Raw genomic sequence first — 20,021 nt, 5'->3', positions numbered from 1 at the left:
GCGTCGAGCCGGGCGGCGGGCCGGGCTCACGGCACGATCCCCTGCTCCACGAGCAGCCGGGCGGACGCGGCGATCGACTCGGCGTCGATGCCCGCGGCGCGCAGTTGCTCGGCCGGGCTCGCCGAGCCGGGCATCGCCTCGACGGCGAGGCGCACCAGCCGGGGCACCGGCCGCCCGTCGAGGAAGGCGTCGAGGACGGCGTCCCCGAGGCCGCCCTGCTCGTGGTGGTCCTCGACGGTCAGCAGCAGGCCGGTCTCGACGGCGGCCCGCCGCAGCGTGGCCCGGTCGACGGGTTTGACCGAGTACAGGTCGACGACGCGGACGGCGATGCCCTCGCCGTCGAGCGCGTCGGCGGCCGTCAGCGCCTCGGGCACGGTGACGCCGGCCGCGACGATCGTCAGCCGGTCCCGGTCGGTGGAGCGCAGCACCTTGCTGCCGCCGACGGGGAACTCCTCGTCGGGCCCGTAGAGCACCGGTCCGGCGCCGCGCGAGGTGCGCAGGTAGCGGACGCCGTCCAGGCCGGCCATGGCGGTGACGAGCCGGGCGGTCTGGTTGGCGTCGCAGGGGTACAGCACGGTCGAGCCGTGCACGGCCCGGAACATCGCCAGGTCCTCCAGGCCCATCTGCGAGGGCCCGTCCGGCCCGATGGCGACCCCGGCGTGCGACCCGACCAGGTTGATGCCAACGCCGCTGACCGCGGCCATCCGGACGAAGTCGTGGGCCCGGGTCAGGAACGCCGCGAACGTGGAGGCGTACGGCACCCAGCCGCGGGAGGCGAGACCGACCGCGGCGGCGACGAGCTGCTGTTCGGCGATGTAGCACTCGAAGAAGCGGTCGGGGTGCTCCTTGGCGAAGATCTCGGCGCGGGTGGAGTCGCTCACCTCGCCGTCGGGGGCGACGACGTCCCCGCGGGCGGTGCCGAGCGCGGCGAGGGCCTGGCCGTAGGCGTCCCGGGTCGCCACGCCCTCTTCGGGGTCGCCCTTCTCCCAGCGGGGCAGGTCGAGGTGGCCGGTGGGGACGGAGTGCAGCATGCGGGCGTCGATCGGCTCGTGCACCCGGATCCGCAGGTCACGGATGCCGCCGAGCTCCTCGATCGCCTCGTCCGCGTCCGGCAGCGGCTTGCCGTGCAGGCCCTCGCGGTTCTCGACGGACTCGACGCCCCTGCCCTTGAGGGTGCGGGCGAGGATCACCGTGGGCTGCCCCTTGGTGGAGCTGGCCTCGCCGTACGCGCGGTCGACGGCGGCCACGTCGTGCCCGTCGATCTCCACCGTGTGCCAGCCGAAGGCCTGGAAGCGGCGGGCGTAGGCGGCGAGGTCGTGGCCGTGCCGGGTGGGGCCGCGCTGGCCGAGCCGGTTGACGTCGACGATCGCGGTGAGGTTGTCCAGGTGCTCGTGGCCCGCGTGCTCGGCGGCCTCCCACACCGAGCCCTCGGCGAGCTCGCTGTCCCCGCACAGCACCCACACCCGGTACCCGACGTGGTCCAGCCGCTTGCCGGCCAGCGCGATGCCGACGCCCACCGGCAGCCCCTGCCCGAGCGACCCGGTGGCCGTCTCGACCCACGGCAGCCGCCGCGGGGTGGGATGCCCTTCGAGCCGGCTCCCGAGCTTGCGGAAGGTGAGGAGTTCCGCGTCGTCGACGGCTCCGGCCGCCTTGTAGGCGGCGTAGAGCAGCGGCGAGGCATGCCCCTTGGAGAGGACGAAGCGGTCGTTGCCGGGGTGGGCGGGCCGGTCGAAGTCGTACCGGAGGTGGTGGGCGAACAGCACGGCCACCAGATCAGCGGCCGACATCGAGGACGTCGGATGCCCGGACCCCGCAGCAGCGGCGGCCCGCACACTGTCCACCCTCAACTGCTGTCCGAGTTCGGCGAGTTCAGTAGGTCGAGCGAGTTCGACGGTGTCCATAGTGCTCCTGATCCCCTTCTAGGCGAACCCCAGGCCCCTGAGAGACGGCGACGTACGCGGCTCTCCGCGTCCCCCCGGCACCGCCCGCCAAACCTGCGCCAGTGCCTCCGGCCTGCGACCACTGCTGGTCGTTGCGGTCTGTGGCCGACGGGTACCCGACGTCACGGACGCCTCACTCCACGGGGCCGCGCACCAACTAGGCTCGTCCGTATGGACATTCTGGGAGCAACGCTGCGTGTCTGTGTCGACGACCTGGAGGCCTCGGTCTCCTTCTACGAACGTCTGGCGGGCGCCGACGCGCTCCGCTTCGAGCGGGGCGGGGTGCAGGTTGCGGCGGTCGGCTGCTTCCTGCTGATGAGCGGTCCGCCGGCCGAGTTGGAGGTGCTGCGCAAGGTGGCCGCGACGATCGCCGTCACGGACGTGGACGAGGTGTACAAGACCGTCACCGAACTGGGCGCGGACGTCCTCGCCGGCCCGGTGCCGACACCGGTGGGCCGCAACCTGATCGTCCGGCACCCGGACGGCGCGGTGTACGAGTACGCGGACCGGCGCGGGCGGTAGGGGAGGGTCCGGGGCGGGACGAAATTCCGTATGCGGGGCGGCTTCGCGACCGTAGAGTCGGGCGTCGGCGTTCGACGGCCGGCACCCCCCGCGACGAAAGCGACGGAGCGACAGTGAGCGAGCAGCACACCTACCGGGTCATCGTCCGCGGCACGTGGGACGGTCTCACCGAGGAGGGCCGGGCCCGGCTGCTCGCCGAGGCCGCCGACCACGGGCTGACCAGCATGCGGTTCACCGAGGAGGGCACGCTGTCCTACGAGCCGTCGCCGCTGAAGCACTTCTCGATGCGGTACGTGGTGGTGTCGGACGCGGCCGACGGCGAGGAGATGGCGGGCGCGCTCGCCGAGGAGCGCGCCGAGACGACGTTGCGCGGGCTCGGCCACGGCTTCGTCGGCCTGCGGTCGACGGTCACGGACCTCGACACCATGAAGATCAACTTCAAGCCCGCAGCTCGGCGGTGATCGCCCACCGCTCGTGGTCGCGCCACTCCCCGTCGATGTAGATCATCTTCGGGGAGAAGCCCTCCAGGCGGAAGCCGCAGGCCCGGGCGAGGGCGATCGAGGCGGTGTTGCCGGGCTGCACGTTGATCTCCAGCCGGTGCAGCCGCAGCGGCCCGAAGGCGTACCCCACCACGAGGTCGAGCGCCTCGCGCATCAGTCCGCGCCCGGCCGCGTGCGCGAAAGCGCCGTAGCCGAGCGCACCGCACTGGAAGGCGCCCTCGACGATGTTGTTGATGTTGATGAACCCGGCGACGGCCCCGTCCTCCCGGGTGCACACGAGGAAACCGGCCTTCGACGGGTCCCGTATCAGCCGGCTCGCGTAGGCCGTGTACGCGTCGGCGGTGGCCGGCGGGGCCAGCCACGGATGGTGCAGGTCCTTGCTCTCCCGCGCCCGGGCGGTGAACTCCGGCCCGTCCTCGTAGGTGAAGTGGCGCAGCCCCACGCGGGGGCCCTCGGCGAGGTAGCGGGATGCGGTGTGCGGCATCGAGCCAGCGTACGACGAGGTCAGCGCCGCCGGGTCCGGGAATAGGCGAAGTACGCGCCGCACAGCGCGCCGATGATGCCCATGGCGAGCAGCGCCGTCCACAGCGGCACCGTCACCTCGGGGATCAGCAGCCGGATCTTCGTGGCGCGGGTGTTCTGGAAGACGAAGATCAGGGCGAGGACGGCGAGCACCAGGACGGCGATCCGGCCGGGCGTCAGCGCCGGGTTCCTGCTGCCGTGTCTCCCGCCGCGCTCGGCGGTCTTCGAGGTCTTCCGGCTCATACCACCAGGGTGAGCCCGCGGCCGCCGTCACGCACGGCGGGACGGCGTCAGCGCAGGGCGGGCGCGTCGAGGGTGAGCGTGCCCTCGTCCGCGTCGAGTACGGCGCCCAGGCCGAAGGGCACGGTCAACGCGCCCTCGCAGTGCCCGAACCCGAGTTCCTCGACGACGGGGACGCCGAGGCCGCCGAGCCGGTCGACGAGGACCGGGCGCAGCTCCTCGTAGGGGCCGCAGCGGTCCCAGGAGCCGAGCGCGACGCCCGCGACGCCGTCCAGCCAGCCGGTGCGCAGAAGCTGGGTCAGGGCCCGGTCGACGCTGTACGGCCGCTCCCCCACGTCCTCGATCAGCAGCAGCCCGCCGCGCGCGCCGGCGCGGGTGTGCGGGGTGCCGTAGCCGGTGGCCAGCAGCGTCAGGCAGCCGCCCAGGGTGACGCCCCGCGCCCGGCCCGGTGCGATGGGCGTGCCGGTGGAGGTGAGCGTGCGGACGGTCTCCGGGGCGAACAGGGTGGCCCTGAGATGGTCCTGCGCCCGGGTGTTCTTGATGAAGTCGATGCCCGCCGCCACCGGCCCGTACAGCGTGACCAGGCCGAGGCGGACGGCGAACGCCTCGTGCAGGGTCGTGCTGTCGCTGAAGCCGACGAACACCTTCGGCCCGGCCGCCCGCATCGCGTCCCAGTCGAGCAGGTCGACGACGCGCTGCGCGCCGTAACCACCGCGTGCGCACAGGACGGCGTCGACGCGCGGGTCGCACCAGGCCCGCTGGAGGTCGGCGGCCCGGTCGGCGTCGGTGCCCGCGAGGTGGGGCAGCCGGGTGTCCCGGTCCAGCACGTGGGGTGCGACCACCGGGTCGAGGTCCCAGCCGCGCAGCAGGTCGAGACCGGCCTGCAGCCGCTCCTCCGCCACGGGCCCGCTGGGCGCGACGACCGCGACCCGGGCGCCGGGGGCCAGCCGCGCCGGCCGCACCAGTTCCGTCACCGACACCGTCTCCGTCGCCGTCACCGTACGAGCTCCAACCTGGGGATTCCGGGCGGACGCAGCCCGAACACCTGAGCGTACAGCGACAGCTCGGCCTCCAGGGCGCGCACCATCGTCGCCGCCTGCCGGAACCCGTGCCCCTCCCCTTCGAACGCGAGGTACGCGTACGGCACGGGCGGCCCCGCGGGCCGGGCGCGTCGGTTGAGCCGGGCCAGGAACCGCTCGCACTGGGCGGGCGGGCAGATCACGTCGTCCAGGCCCTGGAGCAGCAGGAACGGCGCGGTGATCCGGTCGGCGTGCTCGACGGGCGAGCGCTGCGCGTACCGGGCGGGCACCTGCGCGAGAGGTCCGACGAGGCTGTCCAGGTAGCGCGACTCGAAGTCGTGGGTCTCCCCCGTCGCCCAGCCCACCAGGTCCAGCACGGGGTAGCTGATCGTGCCGCAGGCGTAGACGTCGGTGCCGGTCAGCGAGGCGGCCGCGGTCCAGCCGCCCGCGCTGCCGCCGCGGATCGCCAGCCGGTCGCGGTCGGCGGTGCCCTCGTCGGCCAGGGCGAGGGCGACGGCCGCGCAGTCCTCGACGTCGACCACGCCCCACTGCTCGCGCAGCCGCTCCCGGTACTCCCGCCCGTACCCGGTCGACCCGCCGTAGTCGACCTCGGCGACCCCGATGCCCCGCGAGGTGAAGTAGGCGATCTCCAGGTCCAGCACGAGCGGGGCCCGGTCGGTGGGCCCGCCGTGCGCCCAGATGACGTACGGCGGCAGTTCGTGGCCGGGGGCGACGACGCCGGGGTGGTGGGGCGGATAGACGTGCGCGTGGATGTCCCGGCCGTCGGGCCCGGCGAAGGTGCGGATCCGGGGCTCGGGGTAGTGGGCCGGGTCCACGGCGTCGTCGTGCGCGGCGCCGATCACCCGGGCCCGGCCGGTCCGGGCGTCCAGCTCCACCACCTCGTACGCGCTGCGCGGACTGGCCGCGACGGCGACGACACGATCGCCGTGCACGGCGAGGGTCGACGCGAACTCCGTCCACGGCCCCGCCGCGTCGACGAGCTCACCGGTCTCCGGATCGAGGATCCCGAGCGCGGTGGCCCCCCGCCCGTGCACGACCCCGACGAGCCCGCTCTCCAACGGCACGAACCACCGCTGCCCGAGCTTCCACAGCGCCCCGCCGAACTCCTCCTCGCGGGGACAGACGGGCTCGTGGTCACGGTAGAGATTCCACCAGCCACTACGGTCGCTTGCATACAGTAGACAGTCACCGGACGACGACTGTCCTTCGTCGACCGCCGACCGCAGCCAGTCGACCTGTGCGATCGACTCCCCCGGCCCGCCGGCCACGACCCGGGCGGCGCTCAGGGTGCCGTCGGGCGTGATGTCGGCGACGACGACCTCCGTCCCCTCCCACGGCATCCGCGGATGGTCCCAGACCAGCCAGGCGGCCCGGTGGCCGTCGGGTGAGAGGCGGGCTCCGGTGAGGAACCGGCGGTGGTCGTCGGTGAGTTCGCGGACGGCGGCGCGGTCGTGGGCGGCGGAGCCGTCCAGCGGTACGGCGGCCAGGACGCGGCGCACGTCGGTGGGGCCGTCGCCGGTGAACTCCTCCAGTACGCACCACACTTCACCCCGGTCGGGCAGCAACTGCGGTTCCACCCAGCGCAGTCCACCGCCGACGCGGGACACGGGAGTGAGCGGGCGCGGCTCGCCGCCGGGCTCGTAGGCGTAGAGCCGCTGGTCGGCGAAGTGGACGAACACCACGAGGAGTTGCCCCTCGTACACGGTGCCGGCCCAGGGCTGTCCGCCGTACTCGACGACCCGGCTGCGCACGTTCCAGGGCGCGGGCAGGACGGACTCCTCCGTGCCGTCCGCGCGTCGCCGGACGAGGGTGCGGCGGCCGTTCTCGGTGGGCCGGGGCGCCGTCCACCACACCTCGTCGCCGACGAAACCGACGTACTCGGGTCGCCCGTCGTGCGTCGCCGCGAGGGTCGCGTCGATGGGCGAGGGCCAGGAACCGTACGGCAGGATCTGCACGTTCTTCTCCGCCTTCTCCGCTTGCTCGTCTAGGCCGTCCGCAGGAACCGGTCGAGGACGTGGACGCCGAAGTGCAGCGCCTCGACCGGGACCCGTTCGTCGACCCCGTGGAACAGTGTCTGGTAGTCGAAGCCGATCGGGAGCTTCAGCGGTGCGAAGCCGTAGCCGGTGATGCCGAGCCGCGAGAACTGCTTGGCGTCCGTGCCACCGGACATGCAGTACGGCACCACGTGCCCCTCGGGCGCGAACTCCTCGACGGCGGCGCGCATCCGGGCGAACAGCGGCGCGTCGACGGGTGCCTGGAGGGCGACTTCGCGGTGCTGGAACTCCCAGTCGACGTCGGGGCCGGTGAGTTCGTCGAGGGTCGCCCGGAACTCGTCCTCGCAGCCCGCGAGATACCGGCCGTCGACGAACGCGACGGCCTCGCCCGGGATCACGTTCACCTTGTAACCGGCGTCCAGCATCGTCGGGTTGGCGCTGTTGCGGACGGTCGCCTCGACGAGGGCGGCGGCCGGGCCGAGCTTCTCCAGCAGGCCGTCCACGTCGTGCGGGCCGGCCACGTCGTGCAGGTCGGTCTCGATGCCGTACAGCGCGGCGAGTTCGGTGAGGGCGGCGCGGACGGTCGGGGTGACCCGGAGCGGCCAGGCGTGCTCGCCGATGCGGGTGACGGCCGCGGCCAGCCGGGTCACCGCGTTCTCCCGGTTGACCTTGGAGCCGTGGCCGGCGCGCCCGCGCGCGGTCAGCTTCAGCCAGCCGGTGCCGCGCTCGCCGGCGGCGATGGGGTAGATCTCGCGTCCGGTGCCGTCGTGGAAGGTGAACGCGCCCGATTCGCCGACGGCCTCGGTGCAGCCCTCGAACAGTCCCGGATGGCGGTCGGCGAGGAACCCGGAGCCGTCCTCGGCGCTGGCCTCCTCGTCGGCGGTGAAGGCGATGACGAGGTCGCGCCGGGGCCGCACGCCCTGCCGGGCCCAGAGCCGCAGCACGGCCAGGATCATCGCGTCCATGTTCTTCATGTCGACGGCCCCACGCCCCCACACCACCCCGTCGCGCACCTCCCCGGAGAACGGGTGCACGCTCCAGTCGGCGGCCTCGGCGGGGACGACGTCCAGGTGGCCGTGGACGAGCAGCGCGTCCGCCGCCGGATCGGCGCCCTCGATGCGGGCGACGACGTTGGTGCGCCCCGGGGTGCGTTCGAGCAGCGTCGGCTCGATGCCCGCCTCCGCGAGCAGCCCGGCCGCGTACTCGGCGGCGGGCCGCTCCCGGCAGTCCCCGCCGCCCCGGTTGGTGGTGTCGACGCGGATGAGATCGGACGTGAACCGGACGACCTCGTCCCGCGCCTGCGCGTCAACCACGCCGCTCCACCTCCCGCCCGTACCCGTACTCGTACCTGCACCCGTTTCCCTGCTGCTCAGCCATACTGCTCCTCGATCGCGGCCGCAACGATCGTGGTGACCGCCTTGAAGGTGCGGATGCCCTCGTACATGGTGGCGCTGGTGTAGGCGATCTTCCGCTCGCCGATGCGGGCGACGCCCGGCACGACGGTGGCGGCCATCGCGAGATGCTCGGCGTCGAACTCGACGGCGACCGTGAACGGCCCACCGTCCAGCGGTTCCTGACGGACCGCCAGCCCGGCCGCCGCCTTCGCCGCCGCCCGGATGTCGGCGGCGGTGCGGGCCGGCGTACGGCACACGGCCGCGTACCGCGAGATGTGGTCCTTGACCGCGACCTTCAGCGCCTCGGGCGCGTACCCGAGCGCGTCCTCGCAGGCCACGTCGTCGCCGGTGACCAGGACGACCGGCACGCCGTACTCGGCGACGACGTGCGCGTTGAGCAGGCCCTCACTGGCCCGTACGTCGTTCAGCCAGACGCCGGTGACGGAGTTGGCGAGGTAGGTGTGGGCGAGGACGCCCTCCATGCCCGCGCCCGCGTGGTAGCCGACGAACGCGATGCCGTCGACGTCACCGTGCTGGACGCCCTCCACCATGGAGAGGGACTTGTGCCGACCGGTGAGCATCTCCACCCGCTCGTCGAGCTGCTCCAGGAGCAGGTTGCGCATGGTCGAGTGGGCCTCGTTGACCAGGACCTCGTCCGCCCCGCCGTCGAAGAAGCCCAGCACGGCGGCGTTGACGTCCGAGGTGAACATCGACCGGCACCGCTCCCACTGCGGGGCCCCCGGCAGCACGTCGGCCGGCCAGGTGACACCGGTGGCGCCTTCCATGTCGGCGCTGATGAGGATTCTCATGAGTCGACATCCTGCCGCAGTGACGGCATCTTCACGGTGCGGCACGCAGCCGTGGGAGCCGCTTCTGACCCGAGAGAGAGAGAGGGGGTCACATGGCGCGGGTCGCCACGAACCACTGTGACGGGAGCTTGATCCGGGTGCCGTCGGGGGTGAACTCCGTGGTGGTGAGCGGTAGTTCGCCGTAGGAGAGGATCGTGAGTCCGGCGGTGCGCAGATACTCGGGCACCGCGTCGTCGGCGACGTCGCCGGGGGCGATGCCGTGCCGGAGGATCGGCGCGAGCTTCGGCGGTGGACCGTCCGGGCTCTGCGCCAGAGCACCGAGGACGAGGCCGGCGGCCTCCGACGGTTCGACGAGGAAGGCCCGGCCGCGCGTCCCCACCAGCGCGGCGATCGCGTCCACCAGCGGCTGCCGGTCGGCCGGCTCGCACTGGTGCAGGACGCCCCTCATGTAGACGTTGGCGTCCCCGAGTTCGGCGTGCAGCGTCTCGGCCGCGCCCTTCTCCGCCGCGTCCAGCAGCCGGTATGCCGCAAGTCCTGCGGGGTCGGCGTGCCGGGCGTGGTCGAGGGCCGCGGCGGCCAGATCGACGCCGAGCACGCGCGGGAAGCGGTCGGCGAGGTACCGGGTCTGGGTGCCGTTGCCGCAGCCGAGGTCCACCAACGCAAGCTCGGCGTCGGTGAGATGAGGTTCGAAGTAGGCGAGGTGGAGGGCGGCCGTGACGCGCGGATCCGCGTCCCAGAACACCTCGCCCGCCTCGCCCGGAGCCTCCCGCCAGAAGCCCTCCCACGCCTCGCGGTACCGACGCGTCACGCTCATGCCCAACTCCCCCTGACACAAGGCCGATCCGCCGCACGTGTGACGGGCGGGTACGGTCTACCGCCTCCGGGTTTCCGTGACAAGCGCGCCGCGCACTCCTTCACACCGCCTACGAGATCCGCACACCGTTGCGCGGCAGCGTCAGTTCGAACCAGACGGACTTGCCCGCGCCCGTACGACTGGTGCCCCACTCGCGGGCCAGCGTGCTCACCACGCGCAGCCCCCGCCCGAACTCGTCGCCGGGTCCGGCGCTCAGCAGGGTCGGCAGTTCGTGGTCGTCGTCCTCGACCTCGCACAGCAACGTCTCGCCGCGGACGAGGCGCAGGCCCACGGGCCGCCGGTGGGAGTGCCGCAGGGCGTTGGTGACGAGCTCGCTCACCAGCAGCTCGGCCGTGTCGGCCGGTTTCGCCAGCCCCCAGTCGTGGAGCTGTTCGCGGACCACCGCGCGGGCCCGGCCGGCCTCGGCCGGTTGGAGGGGGAAGCGCCATTCGGCGACGTCGTCCGGTTCGATGCCGTTCAGGCGGGCCATGAGCAGGGCGACGTCGTCGTTGCGGCTGCCGCGGCCCGCTTCGGAGAAGGTCACGGCGAGGGCGCGGATGATGGTGTCGCAGGCGCCGTCCATGGAGGCGGCCGGGTGGGCGGCGGACTCGCAGAGCGCCGCCAGGCCCACGCCGATGTCCTCGCCGCGCATCTCCACCAGCCCGTCGGTGCACATGACGAGCCGGTCGCCCGGCGCCACCCGTACGCGAACCGCTTCGAAGGGCACCCCGCCGACGCCGATGGGCGCGCCGGTGGGCAGGTCGAGGAGTTCGCTACGGCCGTCGGCAGCACGCACCAACACGGGTGGGATATGGCCCGCGTTGGCGATGTGCAGTTCGCTCCCGATCGGGTCGTAGACGGCGTACAGGCAGGTCGCGAGGTAGGTGTCGCCCAGCCGTTGCGCCAAGTCGTCGAGGTTGCGCAGGAGTTGGGCGGGCGGCAGGTCGAGGGCGGCCATGGTCTGCACGGCCGTCCGCAACTGGCCCATCATGGCTGCCGAGTTGAGGCCGTGGCCCATGACGTCGCCGACGACGAGGGCGGTGCGGGCGCCGGGCAGTTTCACCGAGTCGAACCAGTCGCCGCCGATGCGCCCCTGCAGGGTGCCCGGCAGATAGCGGGTGGCGATGTCACAGCCCGCCATGCGCGGCGGGATGTGCGGCAGCATGCTGTCCTGGAGGGTCTCGGCGACGCTCTCCTGGTAGGTGTACATGCGCGCGTTGTCGAGCACGAGGCCCGCGCGGGCGGCGAGTTCGGCGCCGGTGACGCGGTCCATGTCGTTGAAGACGGCGCGCTCGGGGTGGCGCAGCAGGACCATGAAGCCGAGGACGACGTGCCGCGCCTTCAGCGGGACGACGAGCATGGAGCGGCCGGTGATCAGGGGCCGGATGTCGCGCTTCTCGAACTGCGAGGCGATGGCGTGCCCCAACTGCTCGCTGATACGCGGCACGAGGACCGGCTCGCCGGTGGTCATGCACTGGAAGAACGGGGTGTGCGCGGGGAACGGCATCGCCTCGCCGACGGGTACGACGTCGTCCCAGCGGCCGGGTTCGTCGGTGTGCTCGACGGCCACCCGGTGCCACAGGGTGGTGGTGTCCGGCACGCCGTCGGGGAAGCCCTCACCGGCGACGACCTGTTCCCGCAGGTAGGTGCCGGCGACGTCGGTGAAGCGCGGCACGACGGCCCGGCTGACCTCGAGGATCGTGCGGGACAGGTCGAGGGAGGTGCCGATCTTCCCGCTGACCTCGTTGAGGAACTCCAGCCGTTCCCGGACGGCGACGTATTCGAGGTCCTCTCGCTCGTCGCCTTCGCCTGTCGGGTCGTCCGGTATCGGAAGCCCTTCGGCGGCGGCGCGGGCCGCCCGCTCGCGGCGGGCTCTTCGCTCGACGCGCCGGGTCACGCCCCAGTCGGGCGTCACCGGCACCCGGTCGTTCTGGCTGAACTCCAGGACGGGGTAGCCGAGTTCGAGGATCTGGGCGACGATGCGGGCGCTCTCGCCGACGCTCATGCTGGGCAGGATCTCGGGCAGCCGGCCGGCCAGCTCATCGGCCCCGGGGAAGTCGGTGTGCAGTGCGAAGCCGGGCGCGATGCGTTCGACTGCCGCGCGGTCCGCCGAATCGTCCTGGCGCAGTCCGGCCGCGTCGGCCGCCAGGACCAGCAGCCGTTCCGTGCCGGGTCCGGCGAGCGGATACGCCCACCACAGGACGTCGACGCGGTCGCCGTCCCGCTCGGGGACGGTCAGCCGGGCCCGTCCGGCGGCCGGGTAGCCGATGCCCTGGTCGAGGGAGGAGTCCAGCCCGGGCCCGAGGCCGCCGAGGGCCGCGCGCGCTCCGTACCCCCCATGGTCTCCGTATCCGTCGGTCTCCCCGCGTCCGCCGCCCAGGAGGGCGTCGTATCCGCCGTCGTCCGGAAGGGCGTCGGCGGGTTCGGGGAGTGCGCCGGAGACGGGGAGCAGGTCGATCGCGGGTCGGCCGATCGCCGCTTCCTTGGCGGCGCCGAAGAGCCGGCGTGCGCCGGTGCTCCAGTGGGAGACGAGGCCCTCGCGGTCCACCACGACCACGGCGAGCGGGACGCGCCCGGCACCGGCCCCCTCGTGTGCCGCGTCGCTCCCGGCTTCGTGGCGGGGAGGTGCGTCCCTCTCGGTGCCACGGTCCATGGCCCAGGCCCTCTCTCCCCAGAGCTGTACAAGATCTGTCCCGTTGTCCCCACCGTACGGCGCACGCCGGTCGGCATGTGCGGCATTGGTGGAATTGGTTTCACCCGGGCCCGCCGGGGTACGCCGGGAGACTCCGCACGTCCGGGTGCCCGCACGGGCCGGCGTCGGTCCTCGTCAGTCCTCGTGGCCCAGTCGCAGGTCACGTTCCGTGCGTGCGCCGCCCGCCACCTGGAGGACGGTGGCGACCGGCGGGTAACCGGAGGCGATGACGGTGTACTCGCCGGAGGACAGGTCGACGAAGCGGAATGTGCCGTCGGCTGCTGTGGTGAGGGTGTCGACGACGTTGCCCGCCGCGTCCAGGAGGGTCACGCGCGCGTCCTCGACGGGGCGGCCGCCGGTGGCCCGAACCGTGCCGCGCAGCAGGGCGCCGCCGGCGAGTTCGACGTCCTGGCGGGTCTCGCGGGCGGCCTGGACGCTGACCGGCAGGGCGGCCGGGCGGTGGGCGGGCGCGCTGGCGGCGAGCGTGTACTCGCCGGCGACGAGTTCGGTGATGACGTAGCCGCCCTCGTGCCCGCTGCGGGTGCTGGCGACGACCTCACCGTGGACGTTGGTGAGGGTGACGGCGGCCTCCCGCACCGGTGCGCCGTCCGCCGTCACGATGTTCCCGGCGAGCCGGCCCGCGCCGCCGAGGACGATGTCCAGTTCGACGGGGCGTTCACCGACGGTGACTGCGACGGCCTGTGGCTGGTGGCCGCCCGCGGCGGCGATCAGGACGTACGCGCCCGCGCCGGGCGTGGCCAGCGCGTACCGTCCGTCCTCGCCGCTCGCGCCGCGGCCGATCTGCTGTCCGGTGACGTCGATGAGGGTGAGCGCCGCGCTGGGCACGACGGTCCCGTCGGGGTGCCGCGCCGTGCCGCAGACCGGGACGCCGGCGGTGTGCGGGGCCCGGGCCTGCATGATGCGGGCCGGCGGGATCGGTGCGGTCCCGGGCGCGGGCTCCCTTTCGTCGGCGGCATCGGCATCTGCGTCGGCGGCGTTGTGGGTCACCAGCGGTTTCTCCTTGAGGAAGCAGGCGATGAGCAGCCCGAGGACGAGCACCGGTACGAGGTAGAGGAAGATCCGCGGCATGGCGTCGGCGTACGCGCGGATGTAGGCGTCGCGCAGCGCCGGGGGCAGTGCGTGGACGAGCTGCGGGGTGAGCGACTCGGGGTCGGGGAGCCCCGCGCCGGTGCGGGCGGGCAGGCGGTCGTGCAGGGCGTCGGTGAGCCTGTCGGCGAAGAGGGTGCCGAAGACCGCCGCGCCGACGCTGCCGCCGATCTGGCGGAAGTAGTTGTTCCCGCTCGTCGCCGTGCCGAGGTCGGCGGGGCGCACGGAGTTCTGCACGGCGAGGACGAGGACGGGCATCACCAGGCCGATGCCCGCGCCGAGGACGGCCATCCACAGGCTGTACTGGAGTCGGGGCGTGTCGACTTCGAGCCGGGACAGCAGCCACATGCCGAGGGCGGCGAGGGCGCTGCCGAGGACGGGGTAGACCCGGTAGCGGCCGGTCTGCGTGATGAGCTGCCCGGAGAGGACCGAAGCGCCGACGATGCCGCCCATCATGGGCAGCATGAGCAGCCCGGACTCGGTGGCGGTGGCCCCGTCGACCATCTGCAGGAAGGTCGGCAGATAGCTGGCGGCCCCGAACAGTGCGACGCCGATCACCAGGCCGACCAACGCGGTGACGTTGAAGACGGGGTCCCTGAACAGCCGTAGCGGGATGAGGGGTTCGGCGGCGATGCCCTCGACGACGAGGAAGAGGACGGTCGCGGCGGCCGCGCCCGCGCCGAGGCCGACGACGACGCTCGAGTCCCACGCGTACTCGGTGCCGCCCCAACTGGTCAGCAGGACCAGGCAGGTGGAGGCCACGGCGAGCAACAGAGCGCCGAGGACGTCGAATCGGGGCTTCGCCGTCGGCTTCGGGAGTTTGAGGACGACGGTGACCACGGCGAGGGTGACGAGGCCGAAGGGGACGTTGATGTAGAAGCACCAGCGCCAGGAGAGGTGGTCGGTGAAGTAGCCGCCGAGTAGCGGTCCGGCGACCGAGGCGAGGCCGAACGCCGCGCCGATGAGGCCCATGAACCGGCCGCGCTGCCGGGCCGGCACGATGTCCGCGATGATCGCCTGCACGCCGATCATGAGCCCGCCCGCGCCGACGCCCTGGACGGCCCGGAAGGCGATCAACTGGTCCATGGTCTGCGCCCGTCCGGCGAGCGCGGAGCCGATGACGAAGACGACGATCGCGAACTGGAAGACGCCCTTGCGGCCGAGGAGGTCGCCGAGCTTGCCGTAGACGGGGAGTCCGACGGTGGCGGTGAGCAGGTAGGCGGTGATCGCCCAGGACATCCTGTCGAGGCGGTGCAGCTCGCCGACGATCTTCGGCAGGGCGGTGGCGACGATCATCTGCTCCAGCGCCGCGAGGAGCAGCGCGAGCATGAGGGCGAAGAAGACCACCCGCACCCGGCGTCGGCCGGGCTGTGGCCCGGTGACCGTCGCCTCGGGCGGGTGTTTCGCAGGGGGTGCCGTGACCGGCTCGTCCTGCACCAGAGTGGTCCCGCCCATGTCCCGTTCCCCTCGTCGCACCTGCCACACAATTACCGCGTAAAGCGACAACTACGAGCAAGCGCGACGAGTTACGGGGCCATCCCGGTCACAAGGGAGATCCACTCGAACCGGTGAAGGGGGTCAACGCGCAGGGAGCGCACGGGTGTTGGGCTACTTCTCGACCTCGGTGGCGAGGTTGGCGAGGATCACGTCGTAGATCCGGCCGAGGCCCTTGGGCGCGAAGGTCCTCTCGAAGAAGCCGCCGATGCCGCCCGCGCCGGTCCAGGTGGTGGTGACGACGACCCGGGACGAGCCCTCGCCGGCCGGGGTGACGCGCCAGACGGTGACCATCGAGGAGTTGCGGTCCTTCTCGACCAGCTCGCCGTCGGTCGGCTCGGTGACCTCCAGGAGGCAGTCGCGGACCCGCTTGCTGGTGGCCTGGAGCCGCCAGTGGACGAGGGTGCCCTCGCCGTCGCCGCCCTCCTGCACCTCGTACTCGCTGAAGTGCTCGGGCAGCAGCTTCGCGCGCGTGCCGCTGTAGTCGGCGATGGTGTCGAACACCTTCTCCGGGTCCGCAGCGACGACCCGCTCGGTGGTGGCCTCGACCTGCGCCATGGGGTTCCTCCAGGTCCGTGTTGCTCAGGGTTGATCAGGGTTCATCAGATGCGGGGCAAGCCAACCACCCCGGTCCACGGCCGCCCAAATCGGGGTCCCGCAGGGAGCGGATCGCACGATCATGCGAACGTGTGTTCTATTGTGTGGGCAGGGCTACCGAGGAGGCGTCATGCGCTGGGACAACCTCACCGCGGATACCCGCCACGACCGGGCGGCGGACGCCGCGCTGTTCGGCGCGGACGCGGTCACGACCAGGACGTTCGACACGCCCGAGTTCGCCGGCATCACGTTCCACGAGATCCGGGCCCGCTCGATCCTCAACCGGGTGCCGGGGGCCTCCCGGCTGCCGTTCGAGTGGACCGTGAACCCCTACCGGGGCTGCACGCACGCGTGCGTCTACTGTTTCGCCCGCAAGTCGCACAGCTATCTCGACCTCGACACCGGCCTCGGCTTCGACACCCAGATCGTCGTCAAGGTGAACGCGCCGGAGCTGCTGCGCCGCCAACTGGCCTCGCCCCGCTGGCACGGGGAGCACGTCGCGATGGGCACGAACGTCGACTGCTACCAGCGCGCGGAGGGCCGCTACCGGCTCATGCCAGGCATCCTGGCCGCCCTGCGCGACCGGGCGAACCCCTTCTCGATCCTGACGAAGGGCACGCTGATCCTGCGCGACCTCGACCTGCTGCGGCAGGCGGCCGCAGTGACCGACGTCGGCGTGTCGGTCTCCGTCGGCTGCACCGACACCGAGCTGTGGCGCACCGTGGAGCCGGGCACGCCGGCCCCGCAGCGCCGCCTGGACGTCGTACGGACCCTCACCGACCACGGCATCGGCTGCGGGGTGCTGATGGCGCCGGTGATCCCCTTCCTGGGCGACGAGCCGGACCGGCTGCGGGCCACCGTGCGGGCGATCGCCGCCGCCGGGGCCACCTCGGTCACCCCGCTCGCGCTGCATCTGCGCCCCGGCGCCCGCGAGTGGTTCATGGCCTGGCTCGGGCAGCATCACCCCCACCTGGTGCGCCGGTACGAGCGGCTGTACGCGGACGGCGCCTACGCCCCGAAGTGGTACCAGCGCCGGATCACCCGTCAGGTCCACGAGCTGGCCGAGGAGTACGGCATCGGCCCCACGCGCGCGGGGATGCCCCGCCGGCTCCCGCAGCCCGAGCGGCCCCTCGGGGCGGTCGGCCCGGCCGAGGAGCCCACCGACTCCGGGCCGACCCAACTCACGCTGATCTGAGCGCGTTCGAGCGCATCCGGCAACCCGAACGGGTCAAGTAACGCCGGAAAGGGTTCTTACCGACGATCTTCCCGGGACGATGCGGCGAGGGCCGCGACCTGCGGTCCGACCACCGCAAGCCTCTGCCCCTCCGTCCCGGGAGTCCTCCATGAACCAACGCGCAGCCGTGCTGTGCGCTGCCGCCGTCGTCGTGGCCGGGACGGTCACGGCCGTGCCCGCCGCCGCGGACCCGTCGCACCCCGCGTCGCCCGCCCGCGCGGCGAAGCTCTCCTGGAAGAGCTGCGGCACCACCGACCAGCCGAAACTCCAGTGCGCGTCCCTGAAGGTGCCGCTCGACCACGCGCAGCCGGGCGGGAAGCAGATCACGCTGGCGCTGTCGCGCGTCCCGCACACCGCGAAGACGTACCAGGGCCCGCTGCTGGTCAACCCCGGCGGCCCGGGCGGCTCGGGGCTGCGCCTCGCCGGGTTCGTCGCCTCGGCGCTGCCGAAGGCGGTGGCGGCCCAGTACGACGTCATCGGCTTCGACCCGCGCGGGGTCGGCAAGAGCACCCCGGCGCTGAACTGCAAGCCCGGCCACTTCACCCCGGTCCGCCCGGACTCGGTGCCGAGCACCGAGGCGATCGAGCAGGCCAACCTGAAGCGCGCCCGGTCGTTCGCCGAGGCCTGCGGGAAGAAGTACGCGAGCGTGCTGCCGTACATCGACACCCTGAGCGCCGTCCGCGACATGGACGCGATCCGGGCCGCGGTCGGCGCGCGGCAGCTCAACTACTTCGGCTACTCGTACGGCACCTACCTCGGCGCGGTGTACGCCAAGCTCTACCCGCAGCGGGTGCGGCGCCTGGTCCTGGACTCGATCGTCGACCCCACCGGGGTCTGGTACGAGGACAACCTGACGCAGGACCTGGCCTTCAACGACCGGCACCGCGCCCTGATGGCGTGGATCGCCAAGTACGACAAGACGTACAAGCTCGGCGGCGACCCGGAGCAGGTCGAGACCAAGTGGTACGCGATGCGGGCGGCCCTCGCGAAGAAGCCGGCCGGCGGCAAGGTGGGCGCCTCGGAGCTGGAGGACACCTTCCTGCCCGGCGGCTACTACAACGGCTACTGGCCGCACCTCGCCGAGGCGTTCGCCGCGTACGTGAACGACAAGGACGACGACCCGCTCGTCGAGGCGTACGAGAACTTCGCCGCCGTCGACGCCTCGGGGGACAACGGGTACAGCGTCTACACGTCGGTGCAGTGCCGTGACGCGTCCTGGCCGCGCGACTGGGACGAGTGGCGTACGGACAACTGGTCGGTGTACGCGAAGGCCCCGTTCATGACCTGGAACAACGCCTGGTACAACGCGCCGTGCGCGTTCTGGCCGACCGCGCCCCTGGGACCGGTGAACCTCACCAACGGCGATCTGCCGCCGGTGCTGCTGTTCCAGGCGACGAACGACGCGGCCACGCCGTACGAGGGCGGCGCGACGGTCCACGCGCTGCTGCGCGGCTCGAGTCTGGTGGTCGAGGAGGGCGGCCAGAACCACGGCATCACCCTGAGCGGGAACGCCTGTCTGGACAAGCACCTGGCGACGTACCTGACCGACGGCACCGTGCCGCGCGGGGCGGCGGGCATGGGCGGGGTCGACGCGGTGTGCAAGGCGCAGCCCGACCCGAAGCCGCTGACCACGAAGGTCACCTCGCGCACGGCCCACGGCTCGACGCTGCACGGGCTGCTGGGATTCCGTGGCTGAGCGGTGACGGCCGCCCCGTCGGGGGTGTTGTCAGGCACCCCCGACGGCGGCGCTAGCGCGCGGTCAGCCCGGAAGGCCGGCATACGTGTTGAACCGCAGGTACACCCCGATGTCGGCGGGCGTGTCCGGCGAGATCGTCCGGTAGCTGCACAACTCCTGCAGCCCGCCGACGCCTTGCGGCTGATCCACCGTCAACTGTCTGAGGACCTCGGCGTGCGGGCGCGGGTCGATGCCCTCCAGCTCCATGAGCCGGGCGATGCGTACGGCCGCCTCGGCGTCGGAGCGGGTGTTGTCCGGCAGCCGCAGATAGACGTTGGCCTCCTCCGGTCCTGGCGCGCCCTCCCGGAACGCCAGGCAGGTCATCGGCTCGTTGCTCACGATGCCGCTGTCCCGCCCGTAGATCACGGCGCGCGCCCGGGCCGCCCGGTCCGGCTCGTGGCGGTGCGCCAGCGTGCCGACGGTGTCCAACTCGGCCATCGGCATGGGGTGGTGGCGGTAGTAGACCTTCACGCGGGAGGCGTTTCCGGCGTCCAGATCGAGGGCCATGAGCTCCAACTCGTGCCCGCGCCCGGCGAGTTCCTCGGCGCGGCGCGCCACCGGTTCCCAGGCGTCGGCCAGGCCCAGCCGGTGCATGGCCTCCGCCATGACCTCGTACGCGCCGTCCAGGCCGTGCACCTGCGGGTTGAGGTAGACCTTGTAGTGGGGCCGCTTGCCCGGCCGCCAGGCCAAGGAGTGCCAGATGGTGGCCCGGTAGTGGTCGGGGGCGGACGTGACGAACAGATCCTCGATGCCCAGGTACCGCGTGATGTCCACGCCCGGGCTCTTGGCGAGCCGGCGCGTCAGCTTCCGGCCGGCCTCCTGGCAGCCGAGCGGGGTGCCGTCGGCACCGAGCGACTCGAACAGGATGCGGACTTCGGGGCGGCCGTCCTTCCAACTGACGGACAGTTCGGCGGGGAAGCCGTCGGCCGAGACGAACGAGGGGGGATCGCAACGCGTTCCGACGGGCCGCGCGGCCCACGGGTGGATCACGTCCCGCAGCTCCTCCAGTACGGCCTCCGTCTCCCACTGGTCCGTCCCCAGACCACGGCAGACCGCCGTCCACTTCTCTTCCAGAAACCGGCCGAACGTCTTGGCCGAGCCTTGACGCACGCTCAGGTCGGATATCTCATCAGGGAGTTGCGCACTCGTCACTGTCCATCACCCTCCATAGCCGGACCAATCCGGCCTCGTCCACGACCACTTGGGCAGCCCGAAAGGCACGCCAAGCCACCGCAGTTCAGCGGAGGGCGATCTTCCCCTCGTGAAGATATTCGAATCTCGAACTAATGGCCGATAACCTCCGGTCCCCTTCCAGCCGCCCCCCTGCCGGGGAAACCGCCGGAGGCAA

The 20,021-nt window shown here is 72.5% G+C and carries 16 protein-coding genes; 4 read left to right on the top strand and 12 right to left on the bottom strand.

Going from position 1 to position 20,021, the window contains the following annotated elements; genetic code table 11:
• Positions 1-26: 26 nt before the first annotated feature.
• Entirely contained in the window at positions 27-1,901 is a 1,875-nt protein-coding gene (locus tag BMZ82_RS05030) for a transketolase (RefSeq protein WP_093772100.1), read from the bottom strand.
• A 210-nt stretch (positions 1,902-2,111) separates the two neighbouring features.
• Here BMZ82_RS05030 and BMZ82_RS05025 point away from each other — a divergent pair, with 210 nt between their 5' ends.
• Positions 2,112-2,462 carry a VOC family protein gene (locus BMZ82_RS05025; RefSeq protein WP_093772098.1) on the top strand — a complete coding sequence of 117 codons (351 nt, stop codon included), beginning with the start codon at positions 2,112-2,114 and terminating at the stop codon, positions 2,460-2,462.
• A gap of 113 nt (positions 2,463-2,575) precedes the next feature.
• Positions 2,576-2,923, top strand: a complete 348-nt coding sequence (locus tag BMZ82_RS05020; protein ID WP_093772096.1) for a DUF6204 family protein — start codon at positions 2,576-2,578, stop codon at positions 2,921-2,923.
• Here BMZ82_RS05020 and BMZ82_RS05015 read toward each other — a convergent pair.
• The 10 genes from BMZ82_RS05015 to BMZ82_RS04970 all read right to left on the bottom strand — a co-directional run bounded on the left by BMZ82_RS05015 (position 2,901) and on the right by BMZ82_RS04970 (position 15,665).
• Positions 2,901-3,446 carry a GNAT family N-acetyltransferase gene (locus BMZ82_RS05015; protein ID WP_093772094.1) on the bottom strand — a complete coding sequence of 182 codons (546 nt, stop codon included), beginning with the start codon at positions 3,444-3,446 and terminating at the stop codon, positions 2,901-2,903. The genes BMZ82_RS05020 and BMZ82_RS05015 overlap by 23 nt on opposite strands.
• 20 nt (positions 3,447-3,466) lie before the next feature.
• The gene (locus tag BMZ82_RS05010; RefSeq protein ID WP_093772092.1) at positions 3,467-3,727 is read right to left on the bottom strand and encodes a LapA family protein; all 261 of its coding nucleotides are present in this window, start codon (positions 3,725-3,727) and stop codon (positions 3,467-3,469) included.
• Positions 3,728-3,774: 47 nt separating this feature from the next.
• Positions 3,775-4,698, bottom strand: a complete 924-nt coding sequence (locus BMZ82_RS05005) for a S66 peptidase family protein (RefSeq protein WP_093772444.1) — start codon at positions 4,696-4,698, stop codon at positions 3,775-3,777.
• A 20-nt stretch (positions 4,699-4,718) separates the two neighbouring features.
• Positions 4,719-6,719, bottom strand: coding sequence for a prolyl oligopeptidase family serine peptidase (locus BMZ82_RS05000; RefSeq protein WP_093772090.1), 2,001 nt, complete (start codon positions 6,717-6,719; stop codon positions 4,719-4,721).
• Positions 6,720-6,748: 29 nt separating this feature from the next.
• Positions 6,749-8,071, bottom strand: a complete 1,323-nt coding sequence (locus BMZ82_RS04995; RefSeq protein WP_093772088.1) for a M20/M25/M40 family metallo-hydrolase — start codon at positions 8,069-8,071, stop codon at positions 6,749-6,751.
• A 56-nt stretch (positions 8,072-8,127) separates the two neighbouring features.
• Positions 8,128-8,961 (bottom strand): M55 family metallopeptidase, encoded by an 834-nt coding sequence (locus BMZ82_RS04990; protein ID WP_093772086.1) that lies wholly within the window; start codon positions 8,959-8,961, stop codon positions 8,128-8,130.
• Between the two features lie 88 nt (positions 8,962-9,049).
• Complete coding sequence (locus BMZ82_RS04985) at positions 9,050-9,775, bottom strand: class I SAM-dependent methyltransferase (protein WP_093772084.1); 726 nt, start codon at positions 9,773-9,775, stop codon at positions 9,050-9,052.
• A 109-nt stretch (positions 9,776-9,884) separates the two neighbouring features.
• On the bottom strand, positions 9,885-12,467 hold the full coding sequence (locus tag BMZ82_RS04980) for an ATP-binding SpoIIE family protein phosphatase (protein ID WP_093772082.1): 2,583 nt from the start codon (positions 12,465-12,467) through the stop codon (positions 9,885-9,887).
• Between the two features lie 174 nt (positions 12,468-12,641).
• Positions 12,642-15,068 (bottom strand): MFS transporter, encoded by a 2,427-nt coding sequence (locus BMZ82_RS04975; RefSeq protein ID WP_093772080.1) that lies wholly within the window; start codon positions 15,066-15,068, stop codon positions 12,642-12,644.
• Positions 15,069-15,221: 153 nt separating this feature from the next.
• Positions 15,222-15,665 (bottom strand): SRPBCC family protein, encoded by a 444-nt coding sequence (locus tag BMZ82_RS04970; protein ID WP_093772078.1) that lies wholly within the window; start codon positions 15,663-15,665, stop codon positions 15,222-15,224.
• Positions 15,666-15,834: 169 nt separating this feature from the next.
• Here BMZ82_RS04970 and BMZ82_RS04965 point away from each other — a divergent pair, with 169 nt between their 5' ends.
• Positions 15,835-16,899 (top strand): Rv2578c family radical SAM protein, encoded by a 1,065-nt coding sequence (locus BMZ82_RS04965; protein WP_093772076.1) that lies wholly within the window; start codon positions 15,835-15,837, stop codon positions 16,897-16,899.
• Positions 16,900-17,047: 148 nt separating this feature from the next.
• Positions 17,048-18,634, top strand: coding sequence for an alpha/beta hydrolase (locus tag BMZ82_RS04960; RefSeq protein WP_093772074.1), 1,587 nt, complete (start codon positions 17,048-17,050; stop codon positions 18,632-18,634).
• Between the two features lie 63 nt (positions 18,635-18,697).
• Here the strand turns inward: BMZ82_RS04960 and BMZ82_RS04955 are convergent, their stop codons facing one another.
• The gene (locus tag BMZ82_RS04955) at positions 18,698-19,825 is read right to left on the bottom strand and encodes a tryptophan dimethylallyltransferase family protein (RefSeq protein ID WP_256251768.1); all 1,128 of its coding nucleotides are present in this window, start codon (positions 19,823-19,825) and stop codon (positions 18,698-18,700) included.
• Positions 19,826-20,021: the final 196 nt, after the last annotated feature.

The organism is Streptomyces sp. yr375 (genome assembly GCF_900110755.1).
Taxonomy (GTDB): Bacteria; Actinomycetota; Actinomycetes; order Streptomycetales; family Streptomycetaceae; genus Streptomyces.
This window is presented reverse-complemented; position numbering and strand designations above follow the sequence as displayed.